At 70.3% G+C, this 23855-nt stretch carries 22 protein-coding genes; 5 read left to right on the top strand and 17 right to left on the bottom strand.

What is annotated here, in order from left to right:
* Positions 1-111 precede the first annotated feature (111 nt).
* From chvE to ACFVHK_RS08885, 10 genes are all read right to left on the bottom strand, one after another.
* Positions 112-1188: a multiple monosaccharide ABC transporter substrate-binding protein gene (chvE, locus tag ACFVHK_RS08930; RefSeq protein ID WP_129234652.1), complete on the bottom strand. Its 1077-nt coding sequence runs from the start codon at positions 1186-1188 to the stop codon at positions 112-114.
* Positions 1189-1357: 169 nt separating this feature from the next.
* Positions 1358-2122, bottom strand: a complete 765-nt coding sequence (locus ACFVHK_RS08925) for an L-ribulose-5-phosphate 4-epimerase (RefSeq protein WP_376928504.1) — start codon at positions 2120-2122, stop codon at positions 1358-1360.
* Positions 2119-2286 carry a hypothetical protein gene (locus ACFVHK_RS08920; RefSeq protein WP_376928503.1) on the bottom strand — a complete coding sequence of 56 codons (168 nt, stop codon included), beginning with the start codon at positions 2284-2286 and terminating at the stop codon, positions 2119-2121. Before ACFVHK_RS08920 ends, ACFVHK_RS08925 begins: the two co-directional genes overlap by 4 nt.
* A 187-nt stretch (positions 2287-2473) precedes the next feature.
* The gene (locus ACFVHK_RS08915; RefSeq protein WP_129234651.1) at positions 2474-3526 is read right to left on the bottom strand and encodes a LacI family DNA-binding transcriptional regulator; all 1053 of its coding nucleotides are present in this window, start codon (positions 3524-3526) and stop codon (positions 2474-2476) included.
* A 131-nt stretch (positions 3527-3657) separates the two neighbouring features.
* Entirely contained in the window at positions 3658-5106 is a 1449-nt protein-coding gene (locus ACFVHK_RS08910) for an MFS transporter (protein WP_376928502.1), read from the bottom strand.
* 108 nt (positions 5107-5214) lie between these two features.
* Positions 5215-6045 (bottom strand): aldo/keto reductase, encoded by an 831-nt coding sequence (locus ACFVHK_RS08905; protein ID WP_376928501.1) that lies wholly within the window; start codon positions 6043-6045, stop codon positions 5215-5217.
* Between the two features lie 115 nt (positions 6046-6160).
* A complete protein-coding gene (locus ACFVHK_RS08900) occupies positions 6161-7522 on the bottom strand; it encodes an APC family permease (RefSeq protein WP_376928500.1) in 1362 nt (453 codons plus the stop codon).
* 82 nt (positions 7523-7604) lie between these two features.
* A complete protein-coding gene (locus ACFVHK_RS08895; RefSeq protein WP_376928499.1) occupies positions 7605-8405 on the bottom strand; it encodes a slipin family protein in 801 nt (266 codons plus the stop codon).
* A 110-nt stretch (positions 8406-8515) separates the two neighbouring features.
* Positions 8516-9676, bottom strand: a complete 1161-nt coding sequence (locus ACFVHK_RS08890) for a cystathionine gamma-synthase (protein ID WP_376928498.1) — start codon at positions 9674-9676, stop codon at positions 8516-8518.
* 12 nt (positions 9677-9688) lie between these two features.
* Positions 9689-11056, bottom strand: coding sequence for a cystathionine beta-synthase (locus ACFVHK_RS08885; RefSeq protein ID WP_376928497.1), 1368 nt, complete (start codon positions 11054-11056; stop codon positions 9689-9691).
* Between the two features lie 316 nt (positions 11057-11372).
* On the opposite strand from ACFVHK_RS08885, the gene ACFVHK_RS08880 reads away from it, so the two are divergent.
* Positions 11373-12044, top strand: coding sequence for a DUF3105 domain-containing protein (locus ACFVHK_RS08880; RefSeq protein ID WP_376928496.1), 672 nt, complete (start codon positions 11373-11375; stop codon positions 12042-12044).
* Positions 12041-12730 carry a DUF305 domain-containing protein gene (locus tag ACFVHK_RS08875; protein WP_376928495.1) on the top strand — a complete coding sequence of 230 codons (690 nt, stop codon included), beginning with the start codon at positions 12041-12043 and terminating at the stop codon, positions 12728-12730. The genes ACFVHK_RS08880 and ACFVHK_RS08875 overlap by 4 nt, the downstream gene beginning before the upstream one ends.
* 18 nt (positions 12731-12748) lie before the next feature.
* Here ACFVHK_RS08875 and ACFVHK_RS08870 read toward each other — a convergent pair whose 3' ends face one another.
* The 5 genes from ACFVHK_RS08870 to ACFVHK_RS08850 form a co-directional block, all read right to left on the bottom strand.
* Entirely contained in the window at positions 12749-14689 is a 1941-nt protein-coding gene (locus tag ACFVHK_RS08870) for an ABC transporter ATP-binding protein (protein ID WP_376928494.1), read from the bottom strand.
* Positions 14690-14829: 140 nt separating this feature from the next.
* Entirely contained in the window at positions 14830-15093 is a 264-nt protein-coding gene (locus tag ACFVHK_RS08865; protein ID WP_376928493.1) for a hypothetical protein, read from the bottom strand.
* A 165-nt stretch (positions 15094-15258) separates the two neighbouring features.
* Entirely contained in the window at positions 15259-16254 is a 996-nt protein-coding gene (locus tag ACFVHK_RS08860; RefSeq protein WP_376928492.1) for a carbohydrate ABC transporter permease, read from the bottom strand.
* Positions 16251-17219, bottom strand: a complete 969-nt coding sequence (locus ACFVHK_RS08855) for a carbohydrate ABC transporter permease (protein WP_376928612.1) — start codon at positions 17217-17219, stop codon at positions 16251-16253. The genes ACFVHK_RS08860 and ACFVHK_RS08855 overlap by 4 nt, the downstream gene beginning before the upstream one ends.
* Before the next feature lie 111 nt (positions 17220-17330).
* Positions 17331-18689: an ABC transporter substrate-binding protein gene (locus ACFVHK_RS08850; RefSeq protein ID WP_376928491.1), complete on the bottom strand. Its 1359-nt coding sequence runs from the start codon at positions 18687-18689 to the stop codon at positions 17331-17333.
* A 194-nt stretch (positions 18690-18883) separates the two neighbouring features.
* Between ACFVHK_RS08850 and ACFVHK_RS08845 the strand changes: the two genes are divergently transcribed.
* Positions 18884-19948: a LacI family DNA-binding transcriptional regulator gene (locus ACFVHK_RS08845; RefSeq protein ID WP_376928490.1), complete on the top strand. Its 1065-nt coding sequence runs from the start codon at positions 18884-18886 to the stop codon at positions 19946-19948.
* Positions 19949-20077: 129 nt separating this feature from the next.
* Positions 20078-20659 (top strand): peptidoglycan-binding domain-containing protein, encoded by a 582-nt coding sequence (locus ACFVHK_RS08840; protein ID WP_376928489.1) that lies wholly within the window; start codon positions 20078-20080, stop codon positions 20657-20659.
* 108 nt (positions 20660-20767) lie between these two features.
* Here ACFVHK_RS08840 and rplL read toward each other — a convergent pair whose 3' ends face one another.
* Together rplL and rplJ are read right to left on the bottom strand one after the other, a co-directional pair.
* Positions 20768-21157 (bottom strand): 50S ribosomal protein L7/L12, encoded by a 390-nt coding sequence (rplL, locus tag ACFVHK_RS08835; RefSeq protein ID WP_067947898.1) that lies wholly within the window; start codon positions 21155-21157, stop codon positions 20768-20770.
* Positions 21158-21207: 50 nt separating this feature from the next.
* Positions 21208-21723, bottom strand: coding sequence for a 50S ribosomal protein L10 (gene rplJ / locus ACFVHK_RS08830; protein WP_129234139.1), 516 nt, complete (start codon positions 21721-21723; stop codon positions 21208-21210).
* Between the two features lie 395 nt (positions 21724-22118).
* Here rplJ and ACFVHK_RS08825 point away from each other — a divergent pair, with 395 nt between their 5' ends.
* On the top strand, positions 22119-23849 hold the full coding sequence (locus ACFVHK_RS08825) for an MDR family MFS transporter (protein WP_376928488.1): 1731 nt from the start codon (positions 22119-22121) through the stop codon (positions 23847-23849).
* Positions 23850-23855 lie beyond the last annotated feature (6 nt).

Raw genomic sequence — 23855 nt, 5'->3', positions numbered from 1 at the left:
CGGTGTGGGGCCGGCCGAGTGGCGGATGCCGCGGCCGGGACCTGAGGCGAGAGTACTCCCGTCGCAGGTCCCGACACGCGGTGCGTCATCCGTTCGGGATCAGCGGCTGGTTCAGCCGTTGATCTCCTCTTCGGTCCAGTAGCCGGAGTCGACCAGGACCTCGGTGATGTTGTCGGCCACGACGATCTCCGACTCGAGGAGGTACGAGGGCACGACCTTCACGCCGTTGTCGTAGTCGCTCGTGTTGTTGACCTCGGGCTCCTCGCCGTTCAGCAGGGCGGTCGCCATGTCCACGGCCACGGCCGCGAGGTTGCGGGTGTCCTTGAAGATGGTCGAGTACTGCTCGCCGGCGATGATCGCCTTGACCGAGTCGAGCTCGGCGTCCTGGCCGGAGATGATCGGCCACTCGTCGCCGACCGAGTAGCCGGCGTCGGTGAGTGCCGAGATGATGCCGCGCGAGAGGCCGTCGTACGGCGAGAGCACGGCGTCGACGGTCGAGCCGTCGGAGTACGTCGAGACGAGGATGTCCTCCATGCGGCTCTGCGCGACCTCGCCGTCCCAGCGGAGGGTGGCGGCCTGCTCGAACTCGGTCTGGCCCGACTTCACGACGAGGGTGCCCTCGTCGATGTAGGGCTGGAGCGTGTCGATGGCGCCGTTCCAGAAGAACGTGGCGTTGTTGTCATCCGGCGAGCCGGCGAACAGCTCGATGTTGAACGGTCCCTCCGGCGCGTCGGCGGCCTCGGTGCCCTCGAGGTCGGTGAGGCCCAGGCCCGCGAGGAGCGAGGTGGCCTGCTGGACGCCCACGATGTAGTTGTCGAACGACGCGTAGTAGTCGACGTTCTCCGAGTCGCGGATGAGGCGGTCGTAGGCGATGACGGGGATCTCGGCGTCGGCGGCGTTCTGGAGCACCTCCGAGAGCGTGGTGCCGTCGATCGAGGCGACGATCAGGGCCTCGGCGCCCTTGGTGATCATGTTCTCGATCTGCGAGACCTGCGTGGGGATGTCGTCCTCGGCGTACTGGAGGTCGACCTGGAAGCCCTGCTCCTCGAGCTGCTCCTTGACGGCGTCGCCGTCCTGGATCCAGCGCTCCGAGCTCTTCGTGGGCATCGCGACGCCGATGAGTCCGCCGTCGCCTTCTCCGCCGCCGCCTCCGCCGCTGCCGCCCGAGCACGCGGCGAGCGCGAGCATCGAACCGGCCGCCAGGGTGGCGAGGAGCACCTTCTTCGTGGTGTTCACGGTGTGTCCTTTCACTGTGTGGTCATGGACGTCGTCGTCTTGGTGACGTTTCGGATCCGGCCTCGTCCATGACGACCGGCTCCCAGCGGCATCCGTCGTGACCTCGGATGCCGCAAGCTCTTCAGTTTCGTTTCGCCTTCGTCCGGCTCGCGCCGGCCGCCGCCGTCCCGACCGCGGCATCCCGACGTGCATCGGAGGCCTGGCCGTAGACGTTCTGGTACCGGTCGTACAGCCGGTCGATCGAGTCCTGCGGGATCGGGATCAGGGGCCCGGCCTCGCGGGCGAGGTGCACGGTCCGCGCGACGTCCTCGACCATGACGGCGGCCTTCACCGCGTCCTTCGCGTTGGCGCCGACCGTGAACGGCCCATGGTTCTGCATCAGCACCGCACGCGACCGGTGGCCCCGGAGCGTCTCCACGATGCCCCGGCCGATCGAGTCGTCGCCGATGATCGCGAACGGCCCGATCGGGATCGGACCGCCGAACTCGTCGGCCATGGCGGTGATCACGCACGGGATCTCCTCGCCGCGCGCCGCCCATGCGACCGCGTACGTGGAGTGGGTGTGCACCACTCCGCCGACCTCGGGCATGTTCCGGTAGACGTACGCGTGCGCCGCGGTGTCGCTCGACGGCGACCGGTCAGCGCCCGGGGTGCCGGGGATGACGTTGCCGTCGAGGTCGCACAGGATCATGTTCTCCGGCGCCAGGTCGTCATAGCTCACGCCCGACGGCTTGATCACGAACAGGTCAGCACCCGGCACACGACCCGACACGTTCCCACCGGTCCAGACGACGAGCCCGTACCGGGTCAACTCACCGTGCAGCCGGGCGACATCCGCACGCGTACGGGCGATCGCGACCTCGATCTGCGGTCCGAAGCTCGTCATGCGGCGACCGCCGCTGCGGTCGGGGCGATGACGATGACGGATGCCGCGTGGCGCGCGGCGCGCGATCCGGCGGTGTCGATCGCCGCCCGGGTCCCGGTCGATCGTGCGCCGCGCCGGGGAGCGGCCGGGCTGGTGGGCCGGCCGGGGGCGGTCGTGTCGATCACGCGGGACTCCTTCGTCGTGTGCTGCGCCGCCCCGAGGGGCGATGTGGAACGTCCTGCGATGTGACGCTCCATGTGACCGTTCACATCGCGAGTCTCATGTTAGCCACATGTTTCGCGCGTCTGTCAACTGACGAACATCACGGAACGGTAACGCCGTCCTCGAGCGAATCGACCGCCGCGGTCGGGCTCAGAACGCCGGGGCGCCCACCGAGTCCCGCACGATGAGCTCGGGCACGAGCGTGCCGCGGTACTCAGGCGCGGCATCGTCGAGGTCGCCGAGCAGGAGGGCGACGCAGCGCCTGCCGAGCTCGGCGAAGTCCTGCCGCACGGTCGTGAGCGGCGGCCAGAAGTGCGCGGCCTCGGGGATGTCGTCGAACCCGATGATCGACACGTCGCGAGGGACCTCGAGTCCCGCATCGCGCACGGCGTGCATGACCCCGAGCGCCATCTGGTCGTTCGAGGCGAAGATCGCCGTGAAGTCCCGCACCGTGAGCAGCTCCCGCCCGGCGTAGAAGCCGAAGTCGGCCGTCCAGTCGCCGAGGATCGGCGCCGTCGTCGGAACGTCCTGCGCGCCCATCTCGTCGAGGAACCCGCGCATGCGCGCCTCGGCCTCGATCCAGTCCTGCGGGCCCGCGAGGTGGTAGATCGAACGGTGGCCGCGCTCGATCAGGTGCCGCGTGGCCAGGCGCGCGCCCGCGATCTGGTCGACCGAGAGCGTGTGCTCCGGGTCGCGCCCCGTCGACTGGAGCGTCACGTAGGGGACGTCGATCGACAGCTGCGCGAGCGTGTCGAAGACGCGCATCTGGGGGGCGATCACGACGAGCCCCTCGATGCCCTGGGCGCGCAGGTGGGCGAGCCCGTCGGCGATCGACACCGCGTCGGAGGACTCGATGTTCGCGGTGCTCACCCAGTAGCCGGCGGCGCGGGCCGCGGACTCGATCGCGGCGATGCTGGAGGCCGGACCGTAGTGCGTGCTCGACGCCGAGAGGATGCCGAGGGTGCGCGAGCGGCTCGTGACGAGCGCGCGGGCGGCGCGGTTCGGCGTGTACTGCAGCTCGGCCATGACGTCGAGCACGCGCTGCTTGGTCTCGGGCCGGATGCTCGGGTGGTGGTTGAGCACGCGCGACACGGTCTGGTGCGAGACTCCGGCGACGCGCGCGACATCGCGGATGCTGGGTGCGCGCCCCTTCGGCGGCTCCTGCGACGGCTCTGGCACGGTGACCTCGATCGGTTTCGGCATGTTCACGGTCACACATGCCGCGACACCATTATGCACATCCTCGCGCGGAATGTGACGGTCACAATGTGACCGTCACATGAACTCCGATCCCGCGCGGGCGCTCGCGACGGGGCGTATGCCGTTCGGCGCCGCTACTCCCCCGGCGACGGCGACGGCGCCGACTCGCCCGCGGGCGTCTCGGCGCCCTCGGCGCGCCGTCGCCACCCATCGGGCGGGCGCACGCGCGAGGCGAGCAGCACGCCGACCAGGGCGATCGCGGCGGTCACGGCGAACTCGGGGGCGAATGCACCGGCGGATGCCACGCTGGCCACGAGCGCGGTGACGGCGAGCGCCGCAGCGCCGCCCAGCGACTCACCGATGGTCAGCGCTGCGCTGTTGAAGCCCTGCACGGACTGCGGAGACTGCTCGAGCACGGCCACGGAGAAGCGCGGGTACATGAAGCCCATCGCGGCACCTGCGATCGTCCATGCGACGAACACCGCCACGGGCGGCCACGAGAGCAGCGCGATCGCGAGCACGCCGGCGAGGGCGATCGCGAGCGTCAGCGCCCCGATGCGCACGACCTCGGTGTTCGACAGCCGCGGGTCCAACCGCCCCTGCAGCCACGATGCGGCCGCCCACGACAGGCCGGCACCGGTGAGCACGGCGCCGGCGAGGCCGGCCGGCATGTCGTAGCGCTCGATGAGCATCTTCGGCAGGTAGATCTCGGCGCCGAAGAACGCGCCCGCGACGATCGCCCGCATCAGCACGGTCGCGGGGATGCCGCGCACCGCGCGGAGCGTGCCGACCGGGAGGAGCGGGCGCACCGCGACGACGGCGCCCGCGATCGACAGGACCGCGACGATCCACCGCCAGGGCTCGACGAACTCGGCCGCGAGGCTGACCCCCAGCGCGGCGGCCGCGGCGAGCACCGACCAGCCGACCCGGCGGCCGCTCCACGGCACGTTCGGGTCGCCCTGGACCCGGTCGAGCACCCGCAGGAGGGGGGCGAGCATCATGAGCGCGGCGGGCAGCACGAGCGCGATCACGCCGAGGAACACCCAGCGCCAGTCGAGGTGCTCGGCGACGTATCCGGCGACCGTGGGCCCCACGATCGAGGGGATGACCCACGCCGCAGCGAAGCCCGCGAACACGCGTGCCCGAACCGATTCGGGGTAGACGCGCGCCACGATCACGTACAGCGGCACGATGACCGCCGCACCCCCGATGCCGTGGACGAGCCGCCCGAGCACGAGCACCGGCATGGTGGGCGCGAGCCCCGCGATGACGAGCCCGACGACGAACAGTCCGCCGGCCGCGAGCAGCGGCGGCAGCGGACCGGAGCGGTCGCTCCAGTTGCCCGCGACGACCATGCCGACGACGCCGGCCGCGAGCGGCACCGAGAAGGCCAGCGCGTAGAGGCCCTCGCCGTCGAGGTCGGCCGCGATGATCGGCATCGCCGTGGTCACTGCGAGCACCTCGAACGCGGCGAGGAAGATGAGCGCGAACATGCCGAGCGAGAGCCACCGCCACTCCGCCGCGAACACGCCCCCGGCGGGGACGGCGTCGTCGGACGGAACGGGGGTGGAGCGGTCGGTCACCTGATCGAGCCTACGTCCGCCGGCCGGCATCCGCTGCGCCGGAACCGGTCGTCGATCGGCGCGAAGCCGCCATCGTGCGGGCGGGACCGGACGCCCTCCCGTCGAGGGCTACATCTCCTCGTGCGAGTCGGGGTCGGCGCCCCAGATGCGCCCGCGTTCGAGTCCGGAGATCGCCTCGACCTCGCCCGCCCCGAGCTCCAGGTCGAACACGTCGAGGTTCTCGCGCCGCCGCTCGGCGTCCGCGGACTTCGGGATCGGCACGGCGCCGAGCGCGAGGTGCCAGGCCAGGACGACCTGGGCGGGCGTCGACCCGTGCCGCTCGGCGATCTCGACGATGACCGGCTCGGCGAGCAGCTCGGTGCGCTTGGCGAGCGGGCTCCAGCTCTCGGTGCGGATCGCGTGCTCGGCGTGGTAGGCGCGGAGTTCGGCCTGCGGGAAGTAGGGGTGCAGCTCGACCTGGTTCACGACGGGCATCAGCCCGGTCTCGGCGGAGAGGCGGTCGAGCATCGCGGGCGTGAAGTTCGAGACGCCGATCGATCGGACGACGCCGCGCTCCTTGAGCTTGATCATCGAGCGCCAGCTGTCGACGTACCGGTCGCGCTTCGGGTTCGGCCAGTGGATCAGGTAGAGGTCGACCCAGTCGAGGTCGAGGCGCTTGCGCGACTGCTCGAAGCTCGCGAGGGTCTCGTCGACGCCGTGATGGCGTCCGGGCAGCTTGGTCGTGACGAACAGGTCGCTGCGATCGACGTCCGCGCGGCGGATCGCCTCGGCGACGACCTCCTCGTTGCCGTAGTTGTACGCCGTGTCGATGAGCCGGTAGCCGTCGTGGATCGCCGAGGCGATCGCGTCGACCCCCGACTGGTCGTTCAACCCGTACGTTCCGAGCCCGATCGCGGGGATCGTGTTGCCGTCGGCGAGCGCGTACGCGTGGGCAGTCATGCGGACCATCCTCCCCCGGGACGGGTCGCACATGCCAGCCGAACTGCGGCATCCGCGCCGATTCGCAGGCGAACCGGAGCCGCCGGTCAGCCGGCGACCGCCCCGAGGCGCAGGCTCACGGCACGAGGTCGGCCTCGGCCGTGACGGCCGGCGCCGCGGCATCCGCCTCGATGGGGGGCGTGCGCCGCGCCCGCACCCGCCGCACGATCGTGACGACGACGGATGCCGCGGCCAGCACGATCGGCATGATCAGGTTCTGCCATGCGAGCAGGAGCAGGCCCGCGGTGAGCACCGTCGCGACGATCGCGAGCCACCAGCCGAGCGAGAACCGCCGGAGGATGAGCGTCGCGGCGAGCATGCCGGCGGCGTAGATCGCGACCATGTTGCTCGTGTGGATGAGGATGAAGCCCGTCAGGTCGAGCTCGTTCCAGAGCATCAGGACGAAGTAGACGACGATGAGCGCCCCGGTCAGGGCGAGCGCCCGGCGGGGCACCGCGCCGTCCTCGGCGCCCTTCGCGAAGTACCGGGGCAGGTCGCCGTCGCGGCCGAGCGCGGCGCCGAGCTTGCCGAACGCGGGGAGGTAGGCGTTCAGGACGCCGACGGTGACGATCGCGGCGACGATCGCGACGAGGACCGACCCGATGCCCGGCGCCGTCGTCTCGACGAGGTCGAGCAGCGGCACCTGGCTGGTTCCCGCCCGGTCGCCGAGCACGGCGACGGTCGCGAACTGCAGCGCGAGGTAGCCGAGGCCGACCACCGCGATGGCGATGCCCGTCGCGATCGGGATGATGCGGCGCGGGTCGCGGAACTCGCCGGCGATGTGGGTGCCGACCTCCCATCCGGCGAACGCCCAGACGAAGAGGCTGATGGCGACGCCGACCCCGCCCCAGCCGTTCGGGAGGAACGGGGTGAAGTTCGCGGCGTCCGCCGCCGGGAAGGTGACCGCGACGACGCCCACGACGACCGCGAGCAGCAGGCCCGTGAGCACGAACTGGACCCATCCGGCGACGCGCACGCCGAACCAGTTGGCGACGAGCGGCGGCAGGAAGACCGCGAATCCGATGATCGGCACGGCGGCGCGGTCGACGCCGAGCACCGCGACCACGTACTCGCCGCCGAGGATGGCGACGACGGGTGCGCCGACGCAGACGCCGAAGAAGAACCAGTACCCGGTCATGCGGGCCGCGGTCGGGCCGAGCACGCGGCGGACGTAGCTGGCCACCCCGCCGGGGTCCGGGAATCGCGAGGCGAGTGCGGCGAAGGTGCCCGCGAGCGGGATCGACAGCACGAGCACCGCAGCGACGGCGAGGACCGACGCGGGGCCGGCGACCTGCGCGGCGAGCCCCGGGAGGACGAGGATGCCGGTGCCGAGGACGCTCGCGACGTAGAGGGCCGTGCCCTGGACGAGACCCAGCCGGCCGTGATGCGGTGCGGCGCCGCCGACCGGGGGCGCGATGTCCAGGGTTCTCGTACTCACGAGAACATCGTGCCGGATGCCGACGCCGCGCGCGCTGGCAGGCATGACATCGTTCGTTGAAATCCTGCCAGCATCTCGGATGTCAGCGCGCCGCCCCGCGCTCGCGCGCCGCCGCCGCCGACTCCCGATCGATGAAGCCCGTGAGCTCGCCGATCGAGTTCATCAACGGCGCCGGCACGACCACGAGCGTGTTCTTGTCCACGCCGATGTCGACGAGCGTCTGCAGCGTCCGCAGCTGCACGGCGAGCGGATGCCGCACCATCGTGTCCGATGCCTCGCCCAGCTTCGTCGCCGCGAGCGCCTCGCCCTCGGCGGCGATGATCTTCGCGCGCTTCACGCGCTCGGCCTCCGCCTGCTTCGCCATCGCGCGCTTCATGGAGTCGGGCAGCAGGATGTCCTTGAGCTCGACGAGCGTGACCTCCGCGCCCCACTCGGCCGTGAGCTCCTCGAGGATCTCGCGGATGTCGGCGTTGAGCTTCGCCGTCTCGGCGAGCGTCTCGTCGAGGTGGTGCTGGCCGACGACCTTCCGCAGCGTCGTCTGCGCGATCTGGTCGATCGCGGCATGCACGTTCTCGATCGCGATCACCGACTTCACGGGGTCGACGATCCGGAAGTACGCCACCGCCGAGACGCCGACGCTGACGTTGTCCCTCGTGATGATGCCCTGCGACTGGATGGGCAGCGTCACGATGCGGAGCGACACCTTGATCATCACGTCGACGATCGGGATGATGAACCGCAGGCCCGGATCGCGGACGCTGTGCAGGCGGCCGAAGCGGAGCACCACGCCGCGCTCGTACTGCTTCACGATGCGGATCGCCATGAAGAGCAGCACGAGGGCGACCACGCCGACGATCACCAGGGCGATGATGAGGCCCGTCATCGGGACCACCTCCCGGGGCGCCGACCGGACGCCGGGCGCCCACGGTTCCATTGTCCCACCGCTCCCGACCGCCTCGGCGGGAGCACGAGCGGGCGCGGTCCGTCGGGGCGCTACACGCGCCCGAGCGCCGCGTCGATGTCGGCGAGCAGGTCGTCGACGTCCTCGATCCCGACCGACAGGCGCACGATCGACTCCGGCACCTCGGCCTCGGTGCCCTTCACCGACGCGTGCGTCATCTCCGACGGGTAGTTCACGAGCGACTCGACGCCGCCGAGCGACTCGGCCAGCGTGAAGAGCTCGGTCGACTCCGCGAACCGGCGCGCAGCCGCGCCGCCGCCCGCCAGGTCGATCGACACCATGCCGCCGAAGCCCGACATCTGGCGCGCGGCGAGCGCGTGGCCGGGGTGCGACTCGAGGCCCGGGTAGAGCACGCGGGCGACCGCGGGATGCTCGTCGAGCCGCCGGGCGATCGCGAGCGCGTTCTGGCTGTGCCGCTGCATCCGCACGCCCAGGGTCTTGATGCCGCGCGTCGTCAGGAACGCGTCGAACGGGCCCGAGACCGCCCCCGCGGCGAACTGCGTGAAGCCCACACGCTCGGCGAGCTCCTCCTGGCCGGGCGCGAACACGAGCGCGCCGCCGACCACGTCGGAGTGGCCGCCGAGGTACTTCGTGGTCGAGTGGATGATCACGTGCGCGCCGAGCGAGACCGGCTGCTGGAGCGCGGGGCTCGCGAACGTGTTGTCGACGACGATCGTCAGGCCCGCCTCGTCGCCGAGCTCGGCGAGCGCCGCGATGTCGGAGATCTTCATGAGCGGGTTCGACGGCGTCTCGACCCAGAGCACCTTCGTGGTGCCGAGCTCGATCGCGGCGCGCACCGCGTCGAGGTCGCTCGTGTCGACCGTCGAGTGGCGCACGCCCCAGTCGCCGAAGATCCGGCGGATGAGCCGATGCGTCCCGCCGTACACGTCATCGCCGACGACGACATGGTCGCCCGGCTGCAGCACGGTGCGGAGCAGGGCGTCCTCCGCCGCGAGGCCCGACGCGAACGACAGGCCGCGGATGCCGCCTTCGATCGCCGCGAGCTGGGTCTCGAGCGCGGTACGGGTCGGGTTGCCGCCGCGCGAGTACTCGTACCCGCCACGGAGGCCCCCGATGCCGTCCTGCGCGTACGTCGAGGTCACGTGGACCGGCGGGATCACGGCCCCGGTCGTGGGATCGAACTCCTGGCCCGCGTGGATCGCCCGCGTGTCGAAGCCTGCGTCGTGGTGCATCGTTCCGGCCTTTCAGGAGGAGAGGTAGGTCAGCAGGTCGGTGCGCGTGATCACGCCGAGCGCCTTGCCGCCGTCGGTCACGAGCATCGCGGGCGCCTCGCCGAACGCCTGGCGCGCGGTCGCGACGGGCTCGTTGACGCCGATGAGCGGCAGCGGATCGCCGACCACCGCCGACACCTCGTCGGTGAGCTTGGCCCGGCCCGAGAACACCTGGTCCAGCAGTTCGTCCTCGTGGAGTGCGCCGACCACCTCGCCGAGCACGACGGGCGGCTCGGCGGAGAGCACCACGAGCTGGGAGACGCCGGCCTCGGTCATCCGATCGATCGCCTCGCGCACCGTGTCGTTCGGGTGCACGTAGACGAACGGCGCGGTGCGGTCGGCCTTCGCCGCGAGGATGTCGCGGATCGTGTGCCCCGCCGGCGCGTTGCCGAAGCCGTAGGCGCGCAGCCACTTGTCGTTGAAGATCTTGCCGAGGTAGCCGCGCCCGGAATCGGGGAGCAGCACCACGAAGACGTCGTCGGGACCGGCGGATGCCGCGGCCCTCAGCGCCGCGACGACGGCCATGCCGCTCGACCCGCCCACGAGGATGCCCTCCTCGCGCGCGAGGCGCCGCGTCATCTCGATCGACTCGGCGTCGCTGACCGCGATGATCTCGTGCGGCACGCTCGGGTCGTACGCGCTCGGCCAGAAGTCCTCGCCGACGCCCTCGACGAAGTAGGGCCGCCCCGTGCCGCCCGAGTAGACCGAGCCCTCCGGGTCGGCGCCGATGATGCGGACCGCGTCGCCGGAGACCTCGCGGAGGTAGCGGCCGGTTCCCGTGATCGTGCCGCCCGTGCCGACGCCCGCCACGAAGTGCGTGACCCTGCCGTCGGTGTCGCGCCAGATCTCGGGACCGGTCGTCTCGTAGTGCGAGAGCGGGCCGTTGGGGTTCGAGTACTGGTCGGGCTTGAACGCACCCGGGATCTCGCGGGCGAGGCGGTCGGAGACGCCGTAGTACGACTCCGGGCTGTCGGGCGCCACCGCGGTCGGCGTGACGACGACCTCGGCGCCGTACGCCTGCAGCACGTTCCGCTTGTCCTCCGACACCTTGTCGGGGCACACGAACACGCACCGGTAGCCGCGCTCCTGCGCCACGAGCGCGAGGCCGACGCCCGTGTTGCCCGACGTCGGCTCCACGATCGTGCCGCCGGGCTTCAGCTTGCCCTCGCGCTCGGCCGCGTCGATGATGTTGCGCGCGATGCGGTCCTTCGAGGAGCCGCCCGGGTTCAGGTACTCGAGCTTGACCAGCACCGTGGCATCCGTCACGCCCTCGGTGACGTGGTTGAGCTTGACGAGCGGCGTGTTGCCGACGAGGTCGGTGATGTGGGCTGCGTACTTCATTCCGCTGATTCGTTCCTTGGTGTCGGTTGCGTCGAGGGGCGCCCGTTCGGCACCCGACGCGAGGGAAGGGGTCGCGCGTTCAGCGACGACAACACCGGCACGAGAGGCTCACGCGGCCAGCCTAGCGAATGACGGATGCCTCGTGGCAGCCCGCCGGCGCCCACCTCGCTCGCAACGCCTCGGCCGAGGGCCGCGTCCGTTCGCGTCGACGGCGGCGCACAGGTGACGGCGTTCTCCCAGCCCGATACGTTCGTATAGAGGACCACGGATCCCGCCGTTCCGACCGTTCCATCCCCCGCTCGAGGAAGGCCCCCGCGTGAGCGCGACCCAGCCCGGAAAGAAGCCCACCGTCAAGCAGCAGCGCGCCGCGGAACGCGAGCGCAAGCTCGAGGCGTACCGCAAGCGCGAAGCGCGCATGAAGCGGAACCGCCTCATCGCGATCTGGAGCTCCGTCGGCGTGGCCGTCGCGATCGTCGCCCTCATCGTGACGTCCATCGTGCTCACGCCGCGTGCGGCGAACTACACCGCCGGCGGCGACGGCACCGAGATCGAGGGCGTCGAGACGTTCGAGAACGCCTCCGAGCACGTCCAGGGCGTCGTCGAGTACCCGCAGACGCCGCCCGCGGGCGGCCAGCACAACCCCGCGTGGCTGAACTGCGGGGTCTACGAGGAACCCGTGCCGAACGAGAACGCCGTGCACTCGCTCGAGCACGGCGCGATCTGGGTGACCTACGACCCCGAGGCCCTCTCCGACGACGACATCTCGACGCTGCGGTCGAAGCTGCCGAGCACCTACGTCATCCTGTCGCCGTTCGACGGCCTTCCGTCGCCGGTCGTGCTGAGCGGCTGGAACTCGCAGCTCCAGGCCGACGGCGTCGACGACCCGCGCATCGAGGAGTACCTCGAGGAGTACTGGCAGAGCCAGAACGTGCCCGAGCCCGGCGCCGCCTGCACCGGCGCGATCGACGGCCCCGGCAAGGTCGCGTGAGCGCGGAGCACGACGAGCGGCCGCGCTCCGGCGTCGGGCGCTGGGCGGTGGCGCTCGCGGCATCCGTCGCCCTCATCGCCGTCGCCGGCGCGGCCTTCGCGATCGGGCGGCTCTCGACGCTCGGCGAGGAGACCCCGTCGACCACGAGCGCCGAGGCGGGCTTCGCCCGCGACATGCAGGTGCACCACCAGCAGGGCGTCGAGCTCGCGATGATCGTGCGCGACGCCACCGACGACCCCGACGTGCGTCTGCTCGGCTACGACATCGCGACCGCGCAGGCGCAGCAGTCCGGGCAGATGTACGGATGGCTCGCCGAGTGGGGCCTGCCGCAGGCGGGCTCCGAGCCGTCGATGACGTGGATGACCCGGCCCGCCGCCGACGGGAGCTCACACGACGGGCACGACTCCGCGGACGGGTCGGGCGAGGTCGCGCACGTGCCGGGCGAACCCATGCCCGGGCTGGCGACGCCCGAGCAGGTCGCCGAGCTCCGCGAACTCGACGGCGTCGAGGCCGAGCGGAGGTTCCTCGAGCTCATGATCGCCCACCACGAGGGCGCGGTCGTGATGGCGGAGGCCGTGCTGGAGCGCTCGACCTACCCCGTCGTCGTGTCGTTGGCCGAATCGATCATCCTGAGCCAGCAGGCCGAGATCGCCCTGATGGAGGACATGCTCGCCGAGCGCTCCTGAGGCGGTCCCGCCGCCGGATCAGGCGGTGGGCACCTCGGGCCGTTCGGCCTGCTCCCGGTAGAGCGAGGCGTAGACGCCGCCCTGCGCGATGAGCTCGGCGTGCGTCCCGCGCTCGGCGATGCGGCCGGCGACGACCACGAAGATCACGTCGGCCGACACGACCGTCGAGAGCCGGTGCGCGATCGCGATCGTCGTGCGGCCGCGCGAGGCGTCGTCGAGCGCGGCCTGCACCACGCGCTCGCTGATCGTGTCGAGCGCGCTCGTGGCCTCGTCGAGCACGAGCACGGCCGGGTCCTTCAGCAGCACGCGCGCGATCGCGATGCGCTGCTTCTCGCCGCCGGAGAGGCGGTAGCCGCGCTCGCCCACGACCGTGTCGTAGCCCTCGGGGAACGACGCGATCGTCTCGTGGATGTTCGCCGCGCGCGCCGCGGCCTCGAGTTCCTCGTCGGTCGCCTCGGGCTTCGCGTACCGCAGGTTCTCGGCGATCGACGCGTGGAACAGGTAGGTCTCCTGGCTCACGATGCCGATGTTCGACACGAGCGACTCGTGCTCGAGGTCGCGCACGTCGACGCCCGCGAAGCGCACGGCACCGCCGGTCGCCTCGTAGAGCCGCGGCACGAGGTACGACACGGTCGTCTTGCCCGCGCCGCTCGGCCCGACGAACGCCGCGTACTGGCCCGGCTCGATCGTGAACGACACGTCGTCGAGGGTCGGCCGGCCGTCGTGGTCGGCGTCGGGGTACCGGAAGGCGACGCGGTCGAACTCGACGCGGCCGAGGATCGGCCGGCCCGCGGCATCCGTCGCCGTCGCCTCGGGCACCGGCCGCGCGCCGGGCGCATCGGTGATGGCCGGCCGCAGGTCGAGGTACTCGAAGATGCGCGCGAAGAGCGCGCCCGAGGTCTGCAGGTCGAGCGCGACGCGCATCAGCGCCATCAGGGGGAACAGCAGGCGCGCCTGCACCGTCGTGAAGGCCACGATCGTGCCCGGCGAGATGTCGGTCGTGCCGCCCGCGATGAGCCAGCCCGAGGCGAGGTACACGATCGCGGGGATCGCCGACATGAAGATGCCGACCATGGCGAAGAACCACTGGCCCGTCATCTGCTGCCGCACCTGCAGGGCGATCTGGTTCTCGTTCTCGTCGCTGTAGCGCGCGATCTCGCTGCGCTGCCGCGTGAAGCTCTTCGAGAGCAGGATGCCCGACACCGACAGCGTCTCCTGCGTGATCGCCGTCATCTCCGAGAGCGACTCCTGCGTCTTCGCCGCGATGCGCGCGCGCACCTGCCCGACGCGCCGCTGTGCGATCACCATGACCGGCAGCAGGAACAGCGCGATGAGCGTGAGCTGCCAGTTGAGCAGCAGCATGGCCACGAACGCGGCGAGCACGGTGACGGTGTTGCCGAGGACGCTCGAGACCGTGTTCGTGAGGACGGATGCGACCCCACCGACGTCGTTCTGCAGCCGCGACTGGATGACGCCCGTCTTGGTGCGCGTGAAGAAGCTGAGCTCCATGCGCTGCAGGTGGGTGAACATCCGCACCCGGAGCGCACCCATCACCCGGTTGCCGACGGTCGCGGTGAGCCAGGTCTGCCAGACGCCGAGGAGCGACGACACGATGAACACGGCGAGCATCGCGACGACGATCGTGGTGAGGACCGGCAGGTTCGGCCCCATCACCTGCCCGTCGGCGCCGACCGGGAACAGCCCCTCGTCGAAGGCCCGCTCGGTGAGCAGCGGCGGGATGACGCTCAGCGCGGCGCCGACGAGCACCAGCACGATCGTGGCCGTGAGTGCGCCCTTGTGCGGGGCGAACAGCTCGGCGATGCGCCGCATGAGGTGCGGGATCTTCGGCGCCTCCGCGTTCTCGGCGCGCTGCGCCGACTCATCGGCCCCGCTGATGCGGGTGCGGGGCTTGCCCATCCGCCCCGACTGCCCGCCCGGGGAGCTCGCGTGCATGCTCATGCATCGAGCCTAGGCTGGCCCGCCGACGGGTCGGCCGCCCGCCGCGGCGAGCAGGCGCGCGTTCGCCGACGGCGTGACGGCGGGGCTGACGACGATGCGGCGGGAGCCGGAGCCCCCGCCGCATCATGTCGCGCCGCCGACTACCCGCCGGTGACGATCAGGCAGGTCGCGACGAGCTTGCCCTGGCCCTCGGCCGACGGGTCGAGGTTCGGCAGCCCGACCCTCGCCTCGTAGCCGCGGCCGTTGCCGCTCGGATCGGCGGCGTGGGCGCCCTGCGTCTGCCCGCCCTCGGCGGCGACGAAGTCGCGCGTCGCCTCGCCCCAGTTGCACTCCGGCGGCGCGGCCGCGGCCGGCGACGCCATTCCGATCGCGAGTGCCACGGCGGCCGCTCCTGCGAGCATCATCCTCTTCATCGTGCGGTTCCCCTTCCCCCTTGACGGATACCGTACGTGCGCACGATATGAGGCCTGCTCACCTGCGTCAAGGTCCCCGGGTGCCGCGACGGGGCGGATGCCGCAGCATCCGCCCCGCCGTCGTGCAGCGGATGCCGGGGCATCCGCGCCGGTCGATCAGCCCTTCGTGGCGCCCGCCAGGAGGCCCCGGACGAAGTACCTCTGGAGACTGAAGAACACGATGAGCGGGATCACGATGGAGATGAACGCGCCCGCCGTGAGGAGCTCCCACGCCTGGCCTCTCGTACCGGTCAACTCCGCCAATCGCTGGGTGAGTGGCGCCACGTCCTGTGTGCCGCCGGAGAAGATCAACGCGACGAGCAGGTCGTTCCACACCCAGATGAACTGGAAGATCGCGAACGATGCGATGGCCGGGGTGGCCAGCGGGAGCACGATCCGGAAGAAGATCTGCCCGTGCGTGGCGCCGTCGACGCGAGCGGCCTCGATGACGTCGCCGGGGATCTCCGCGATGAAGTTGTGCAGCAGGAAGATCGCCAACGGCATCGCGAACATGGCGTGCGCGAGCCACACCGGCGCGTAGTTCTGCTCCGGGATGATCGGGATCACGTCGTGCACCCAAGCCTGCATCGGCCTCAGCCAGGTCGAGAAGATCTGGAGCAGCGGCACGAGCGCCATCTGCAGCGGCACGATCTGGAGGGCGAACACGAAGATGAACAGCACGTTCGCTCCCCGGAACTTGATCCACGCGAACGCGTACGCGGCCATGGTCGCGAGCACGAGCGGGATCAGGGTGCCGAGCAGGGTGATCGCGATCGAGTTCACGATGTACGCGCCGAGCTGCGGCGACGACGCCGACGGCGAGAGGAGGACCTCTGCGTAGTTGTCGAACGTGAAGCCCGGGTTCTGGAAGATGGTCCACCATCCGGTCGTGCGGATCAGCTCCGCGGGCCGGAACGACGAGATGAACAGGCCGAAGGTGGGGATCGTCCAGAGGACGGCGATGATGAGGGAGACGATCGTCGCCGTGCGCGAGGTCAGGCGCTGCTTCACGCGCGCCGTCTTCGGCTTCTGGCCGTACTCGGCCTCCTCGGCGGCCTCGATCGAGCCCTTGTCCTTGCTGACCGGGAGGTCGGCGGGTGCGACGCTGCTCATCGGATCTCCCTCTGCTTCCGCAGGATATTGACGTTGTAGACGACGATCGGCAGGACGAGGAGGAACAGGATCAGCGCCAGTGCCGAGCCTCGCCCGATCTCGCTCGCACGGAACGCCTGGGTGTACATCTCGTTCGCGATGACGCTGGTGTTGAAGTTTCCGGCGGTCATGGTGCGGACGATGTCGAAGACCTTCAGCGTCGCGATGGAGATCGTGGTGATCACGACCACCAGTGCACCTCGGATGCCCGGCACCGTCACGTTGATGAAGCGCTGCCACGCGTTCGTGCCGTCGAGCTGCGCCGCCTCGATCTGCTCGGTCGGCACGCCCTTGATCGCCGCGCTCAACAGGACCATCGCGAAGCCCGTCTGGATCCAGATCATGACGACGATCAGCAGGAACGTGTTGATCGGGTCGGTCTGCAGCCATTGCACGGGTTCGCCGCCGAACCCCACCACCATCGCGTTCAGCAGGCCGATCTGGTCGCGCTCGCCCGAGCGGTACTCGTACACGAAGCGCCAGATGATGCCGGCGCCGACGAACGAGATCGCGATCGGCATGAACAGGATCACCTTGTAGTACTTCTCGCCGCGCGACTTGTCGATGAAGATCGCGTAGGCGAGGCCGATCGCGGTCGAGATCGTCGGCACGAGCAGCACCCAGATGATCGTGTTGATCAGGGTGCGGATCGCCGCGGGCTGCGTGAAGGTCCAGATGAAGTTGTCGAAGGTCCAGTCGCCGCCGGAGTCCTGGAACGCGAGGATTGAGGTGCGGATCGCCGGGTACACGAGGCCCACGGCGAGGAAGAGCAGCGCCGGGGTGAGGAATCCCGCGAGCTGCCAGTAGTCACGGCCCCGTTTCGGTGCCTTGTCGATGAAGAAGATCAGGAGGCCGATGATCGCCGCGAAGATCGCGAGCCCCATCACCACCTGGAGGATCTTGCCGAGCAGGTCGCCCGTGGTCATCATGCCTCCCGGTTCGTCGTTGAATCTGGGGGTCCCGAGGGGCGGGGTGCCTCACCCCGCCCCTCGGTCATACCGCGTGCGACCCGAAGGACGCGCGCGGCGCGCTGGCGATCAGCTGCTGGGCCAGCTCGCCTCGATGGTGTCGAGCACCTGCTCGGTGCTGTCACCGCTCACCCACGCCACGATGCCCTTCCAGAAGGAGTCGGCACCGACGGCACCGGGCATCAGGTCGGAGCCGTCGAACCGGAACGTGGTCTCGGGGTCCTGCAGGATCTCGATGGACTGCACGAGCAGCTCGCTCGACGCGTTCTGGGGGTCGACGCCCTGGTTGGCGCTGATGACGCCGCCGAGGCTGACGCGGTTGTTCGCCCACGTGTCGCTCGACAGGAAGGTGCGCACCGCCTCGACCTCCTCGGCCTCGGTGAACGCGACGACGATCTCACCGCCACCGGTCACCGACAGCGGGTCGTCGGCGTCGGCGGGCGGGAGCAGGAAGCCGAACACGGTGCCGTCGGACGCCACGGTGTTCTCGTCGCCGCCCTCGGGGTTCCAGAACGTCTCGTAGAAGGACGCCTGGTGGTGCAGCGAGCACGAGCCGTCGAGGATCGGCAGGCCGGCGGTCTGGAACGCCTCGGTGATCTGCGTCGACACGTCGCCGATGCCGCCGTTCACCATGTCCTCATTCTTCAGGTACTCGCCGACCGCGTCGAAGGCCTCGGCCACGCGCGGGTCGTTGAACGGGATCTCGTGCGTCACCCACTGGTCGTAGACGTCGGCGCCGTGCAGGCGCAGCATGTAGTCCTCGACCCAGTCGGTGCCGGGCCAGCCGGTGGCCTCACCGGACTCGAGACCCACGCACCAGGGCTTGTGATCGCCCTCGTCCGCGATGGTCTGCGACAGTTCGCTGAGCTCGTCCAGGGTCTGCGGGATCTCGTAGCCCTTCTCCTCGAACTCCGCCGGCGAGTACCAGACGTAACCCTTGATGCTCGCCATCAGCGGCGCGCCGTAGAAGGTGTCGTTGTAGGTGCCGTAGCCCTTCCAGTCCTCCGACCACCATTCGTCGACGTTCGCCTCGACGCCCTCCGACGCCGGGATGAGCCATCCGCCGTCCGAGAGGCGCTGGACGAGGCCAGGCTGGGGAACGAAGCCGATGTCGGGCGCGTTGCCGCCCTCGGCGAGCACTGCGATCTGGGCCTCGAACTCGCTCGAGCCCTGGTAGTCGATCGAGATGCCGGTGCAGGTGGCGAAGTCGGACCAGGATTCGACGAGCCGGTCGGCCTCGAGGTCGAGGATCGTGCCTCCGATCGTGACCTCGGCGCCGTCGAACGTGCCGTACTCCTCGTAGTCCGAACAATCGACGTCTGCCGCGTCCTCGCTCCCGATGTCGCCGGTACAGGCGGTGAGCGCCAAGCCGGCCGCCGCGGCCACCGCGACGGGCGCCGCCCAACGGCGATGCCGTGTGAGTCTCATGTCATCTCCTCGTTGAGTGTGGTGCAGGGCGGAACCGGGAACCGGTTCCAGACCCCACGCTAGGCGACCGCGGCGGCGCCCGGCAAGAGTGCGTCGGGTCACGATCGAGTGACGGATGCCCGGACTGTGGCACCGGTTCCACACTCCCGGGGATTCGCGTACACTCCGTTCACGAGCCCGACGGAGGGAGCGTGATGACCGCGATCTCGGATGTCGCGCGCCTGGCCGGCGTCTCGAAGTCGACGGCCTCCCGGGCCCTGTCGGGCCGCGGCTACGTCTCCGAGGCGACGCGGCGCCGGGTCGTCGAGGCCGCGGCCGACATCGGCTACATCGCATCGCCGAACGCCGCGAGCCTCGTGACGGGCCGCACCAAGAACGTCGGCGTCGTCATCCCGTTCGTCAACCGCTGGTTCTTCGGCGAGGCGCTCGAGGGCATGGAGCGGACGCTCCTCTCAGCCAACTACGACCTCACGCTCTACAACCTCGCGCTCGCCGGCCCGGAACGCGACCGCGTCTTCGACTTCTTCCTCGCGCGCAAGCGGGTCGACGCGGTCATCGCGGTGGGCGTCGACCTCACCGAGCGCGAGGTCGAGGTCATCCAGGGTCGCGGCAAGCCCATCATCGCGCTCGGCGGCACCTGCCCCGGCGCGCCGCGGCTCGCCGTCGACGATCGCGGCGCCGCCCGGCTCGCCACGGAGCACCTCATCGACCTCGGCCACGAGCGCATCGCGCACGTGGCCGGCGCGGGCACGGGCTCCGCGGCGCGCAGCGTGCAGGCGCTCCGCAGGGCGGGCTTCGCCGATGCCATGCGCGAAGCGGACCTGAGCCCGGTCGGCGAGTCCGACGGGATCGTGGAGGCGGAGATGACCCTCCCCGGCGGGTACGTGGCGGCGCTCCAACTGCTCGGCCATCCGTCCACCCGACCGACCGCGATCTTCGCGGCATCCGACGAGATCGCGTTCGGGGCGATGCGTGCGGCCGAACGGCTGGGGCTGTCGGTGCCCGGAGCCCTCTCGATCGTCGGCTTCGACGGCCACGAGCACGCGGAGCTGTTCGGGCTCACGACGATCGAGCAGTTCCCGCGCGTCCAGGGCCGCTACGCGGTGGACGCCGTCATGCGGCTGCTCGGCGAGACGACCGGCGACGCGGACCCGGTGACGCCCGACGGCCTCCCCGACTTCGATCGTCCACTGGAGACGCGGCTCGTCGTGCGCAGCAGCACGACCGCGCCGTCGGTGAGGTCGCTCGTCGCTCGCTGAGCGAGCGGGGGGGGAGTCTCAGGGACAGCCCGGTGGCGCCCCGCTCGGCCCGCCCGTAGCGTCCACCGCGGGTCGTCATCCGGCACCGACCGGGTGGCACCGGGCCCGGAACGGATGAGGGAGGGCATGATGTCCGACGACGGAATCACATTGCAGAGGCTGGCCCGCGCAGGCGGGTACGGCGGGCCCAACGACGGTGTCCCGGGCCCGAGCACCTGGCGGGCGCTGCAACAGCTCGCCACCGGCTACGGGTACACCGGCGCGATCGACGGCGCACCCGGCACGAACACCTGGCGGGCGCTCCAGCGCTTCGCGGCGCTCGGCGGGTACTCCGGGCCGATCGACGGCGTGATGGGTGCGCAGTCCTGGATGGGCGTCCAGCGGCTGCTCTCGCCGTTCAGCTACGTGGCGCCGGTGGACGGGGTCCCGGACGCGGACACCTACCGCGCACTCCAGACCATGGGCCGCATCGGCGGGTACTTCGGGCCCTACGACGGCGTCATGGGGCCGAACTCCTGGCGAGGCATCCAGACGATCCTCGCCGGCGCCGGCTACACCGGGCCCATCGACGGCGTCCCCGGGCCGAACACCTGGCGGGGACTCCAGCGCATCGCCCGGCGCGGCGGGTACTCGGGCCCGATCGACGGCGTCCCCGGCCCGAACACGTACGCCGGGATCGAGGCGCTCCTCGTACGGAGCGAGCACGACTGAGCAGGCGTGGAACGACGGATGCCCCGTGCCGAACGAATCGGCACGGGGCATCCGCGTGTTCAGGTGACGCAGGTCACCTCAAGCTGCGCCCTCTCGCGAGGGCCGCGATCACTTGAGGGTGACGGTCGCGCCGGCCTCCTCGAGCGAGGCCTTCGCCTTGTCGGCGGTCTCCTTGTTCGCGCCCTCGAGCACGGCCTTCGGAGCACCGTCGACGACGGCCTTCGCCTCGCCGAGGCCGAGCGAGGTGAGCTCGCGGACGACCTTGATGACCTGGATCTTCTTGTCGCCGGCAGCCTCGAGGATGACGTCGAACGAGTCCTTCTCCTCGACCTCCTCGGCAGCAGCGCCACCGCCGGCGGCGGCCGGGCCGGCAACGGCGACGGGGGCGGCCGCGGTGACCTCGAAGGTCTCCTCGAACGCCTTGACGAACTCCGAGAGCTCGATGAGGGTCAGGCCCTTGAACTGCTCGAGCAGTTCCTCAGTGGACAGCTTCGCCATGATTCTTCTCCTTAGATTTCCTGGTAACTCACCGCTTGAGAGGCTCGCGCCTACGCAGCGGACTCCTGCTTCTCACGCAGCGCGTCGACCGTGCGAACGGCCTTCGAGAGCGGTGCGTTGAACAGATATGCGGCTCCGAACAGCGAGGCCTTGAAGGCGCCGGCGAGCTTCGCCAGCAGCACTTCGCGGGACTCGAGGTCGGCGAGCTTGCCTACCTCTTCGGCGGTCAGGGGCTTGCCATCGAAGTAGCCGCCCTTGACCACGAGGAGGGGGTTCGCCTTGGCGAAGTCGCGCAGAGCCTTCGCGACGGCGACCGGGTCACCGTGCACGAATGCGATCGCCGACGGACCGGCGAGCTCGTCGTCGAACGACGAGATGCCGGCGTTGTTCGCCGCGATCTTGGTCAGCGTGTTCTTCACCACGGCGTAGCTCGCGTCCTCACGGATGGACGTGCGCAGCTGCTTGAGCTGGGCAACCGTGAGGCCGCGGTATTCAGTCAGCAGAACGGCGGTCGAGCTCTCGAAGAGGTTCGTGAGTTCGGCAACCGAGGCTTCCTTGTTCGCCATGGCCACTCCTTGTGTCTCCTGCATGCACCGCGGTGGCGATGCACGGCCTCGGAGCGCTGGAGGTTCAGAGAAAGAAAAAGAGCTCCGGCGCAGACGCGCGGAGCTCGAACCATTCGGGAAGAGTGGAAAGTCTTCGTCACACCTGCGCGGGCACCTGTTCTCACAGGACTTCGGTCGAGTTCGCACGCGAACACGACAACCAGCGGTCTTCGGCTCAGACCACCATAACGGATGCCTCGACCGCGGCCAAATCGGCCCGACTCCGGCTTGCGGGCCGCTCGCCGCCCCCGCGCCGGCATCGCACGGGAATAGTTGACCGAAGTCCAAAGTTGACGTATCTCAACCATCTGACCTATGGTTGACCCCGATCAACTTTCCCGGAGGACGACACGCCCTTGTCAGCAGCAGCCACCACCCCCACCTCGGCCGACGCGCCGTCGCGCACGCCGCGAGAGGTCTTCATCGCCCTCTCGGGCCTCATCGTGACGATGTTCGTCGCGGTGCTCTCGGGCACGGTGGTCTCGACCTCGATGCCGCGCATCATCGCCGACCTCGGCGGCGACCAGGCCGCCTACACCTGGGTCATCACCGCGAGCCTCCTCGCGACGGCCGTGTCGACCCCGATCTGGGGCAAGCTCGCCGACCTCGTGAACCGGAAGGTGCTGCTCCAGCTCGCGATCGCCCTGTTCGTCGTCGGCACGGCGATCGCCGGGTTCGCCCAGGACACGACCACGCTGATCGCCGTCCGCGTCATCCAGGGCCTCGGCGCCGGCGGCCTCATGTCGCTCGTCATGATCATCGTCGCGCTCATCATCTCCCCGCGCGAGCGCGGCAAGTACATGGGCGTCGTCGGCGGCATCATGGCCGTCGCCACGATCGGCGGCCCGCTCCTCGGCGGCGTCGTCACCGACGCGTGGGGCTGGCGAGCGAACTTCTTCCTGCCGCTGCCCCTCGCGATCATCGCGCTCGTGCTCATCCAGCTGACGCTGCACCTGCCGCAGCTGCCGAAGCGCGCGGTGAAGATCGACTACGCCGGCGCCGTCCTCATGGCCGTCGGCGTCTCGCTGCTGCTCGTCTGGGTCACCCTCGGCGGCAACCAGTTCGAGTGGGACTCGGTGGCGAGCCTGGTCATGGTCGGCATCGCGGCGGCATCCCTCATCGCCTTCGTCGTCGTCGAGTTCTTCGTGGCCGAGCCGATCGTGCCCATGGCCCTGTTCCGGAACCGCACGTTCACGCTCGCGGTCGTCGCGTCGATCGCGATCGGCGTCGCCATGTTCGCGACGAGCGTCTTCCTGGCGCAGTACTTCCAGCTCGCGCGCGGCGCGACGCCGACCGAGTCCGGGCTCATGACCATCCCGCTGATCGTGGGCCAGATGGGCGCCTCGATCCTCATCGGCGCGCTCATCAGCCGGTTCGGCAAGTGGAAGGGCTTCATGGTCGTCGGCGCCGCGCTCATCGTCGCCGGCTCCTTCCTGATGACCACGCTCCGGTACGACACCGCCTACGCGTGGGTGAGCGTCGCGATGGTCGTGCTCGGCGCGGGACTGGGCATGGTGATGCAGAACCTCACCCTCGTCGTGCAGAACGACACCCCGGTGTCGCAGCTCGGCGCAGCGTCGTCGAACGTCAACTTCTTCCGATCCATCGCGGGCACCATCGGCGTCACCATCATGGGCTCGCTCCTCGCCACGCAGGTGCAGGCGCGCATCTCGAGCGGCTTCGCGGGCTTCGCACCCTCGACGCCCGAGGAGGCCGAGGCGCTGCAGGGCCTCTCGAGCGGCGCCGTGCCGAACGTGCACGAACTGCCGGAGTCGATCCGCGTGGTCATCGAGTCGGCCTACGGCCACGGCATCGCCGACGTGTTCTGGATCGCCGTGCCGCTCGCGGTGCTCTCGCTCATCGCGATCGCGTTCCTCCCCAACCGGCCGCTCTCCACGAAGACCGCGGCGGAGTCGCTCGCGGAGGAGGCCGAGGACGCGGTGATCGAGCTCGCGGAGGCCGAGATCGGCGCGGCCGTCCCGTCGGCCGAGTCGTTCGAGGCGGGCGCGCGCCGCGAGCTCGTCTCGACGGCGACCGGCTCGGTCGCCTCGGCGGATGGCACGGATGCCTCGGGGTCGCGTCGATAGCATGGC

The sequence above is a fragment of the Agromyces binzhouensis genome, assembly GCF_042672355.1.
GTDB classification, from domain to species: domain Bacteria; phylum Actinomycetota; class Actinomycetes; order Actinomycetales; family Microbacteriaceae; genus Agromyces; species Agromyces binzhouensis.
The sequence above is the reverse complement of the archived record's forward strand: the minus strand, read 5'-3'. Positions and strand labels throughout refer to the sequence as shown.

Excerpts from the sequence above, each read along its gene's own strand:
- chvE (WP_129234652.1), bottom strand. The coding sequence starts at position 1,188 with ATGCTCGCGCTCGCCGCGTGCTCGGGCGGCAGCGGCGGAGGCGGCGGC.
- ACFVHK_RS08925 (WP_376928504.1), bottom strand. The coding sequence starts at position 2,122 with ATGACGAGCTTCGGACCGCAGATCGAGGTCGCGATCGCCCGTACGCGT.
- ACFVHK_RS08915 (WP_129234651.1), bottom strand. The coding sequence starts at position 3,526 with ATGCCGAAACCGATCGAGGTCACCGTGCCAGAGCCGTCGCAGGAGCCG.
- ACFVHK_RS08905 (WP_376928501.1), bottom strand. The coding sequence starts at position 6,045 with ATGACTGCCCACGCGTACGCGCTCGCCGACGGCAACACGATCCCCGCG.
- ACFVHK_RS08895 (WP_376928499.1), bottom strand. The coding sequence starts at position 8,405 with ATGACGGGCCTCATCATCGCCCTGGTGATCGTCGGCGTGGTCGCCCTC.
- ACFVHK_RS08890 (WP_376928498.1), bottom strand. The coding sequence starts at position 9,676 with ATGCACCACGACGCAGGCTTCGACACGCGGGCGATCCACGCGGGCCAG.
- ACFVHK_RS08885 (WP_376928497.1), bottom strand. The coding sequence starts at position 11,056 with ATGAAGTACGCAGCCCACATCACCGACCTCGTCGGCAACACGCCGCTC.
- ACFVHK_RS08870 (WP_376928494.1), bottom strand. The coding sequence starts at position 14,689 with ATGAGCATGCACGCGAGCTCCCCGGGCGGGCAGTCGGGGCGGATGGGC.
- ACFVHK_RS08865 (WP_376928493.1), bottom strand. The coding sequence starts at position 15,093 with ATGATGCTCGCAGGAGCGGCCGCCGTGGCACTCGCGATCGGAATGGCG.
- ACFVHK_RS08860 (WP_376928492.1), bottom strand. The coding sequence starts at position 16,254 with ATGAGCAGCGTCGCACCCGCCGACCTCCCGGTCAGCAAGGACAAGGGC.
- ACFVHK_RS08855 (WP_376928612.1), bottom strand. The coding sequence starts at position 17,219 with ATGACCACGGGCGACCTGCTCGGCAAGATCCTCCAGGTGGTGATGGGG.
- ACFVHK_RS08850 (WP_376928491.1), bottom strand. The coding sequence starts at position 18,689 with ATGAGACTCACACGGCATCGCCGTTGGGCGGCGCCCGTCGCGGTGGCC.
- ACFVHK_RS08845 (WP_376928490.1), top strand. The coding sequence starts at position 18,884 with ATGACCGCGATCTCGGATGTCGCGCGCCTGGCCGGCGTCTCGAAGTCG.
- ACFVHK_RS08840 (WP_376928489.1), top strand. The coding sequence starts at position 20,078 with ATGTCCGACGACGGAATCACATTGCAGAGGCTGGCCCGCGCAGGCGGG.
- rplL (WP_067947898.1), bottom strand. The coding sequence starts at position 21,157 with ATGGCGAAGCTGTCCACTGAGGAACTGCTCGAGCAGTTCAAGGGCCTG.
- rplJ (WP_129234139.1), bottom strand. The coding sequence starts at position 21,723 with ATGGCGAACAAGGAAGCCTCGGTTGCCGAACTCACGAACCTCTTCGAG.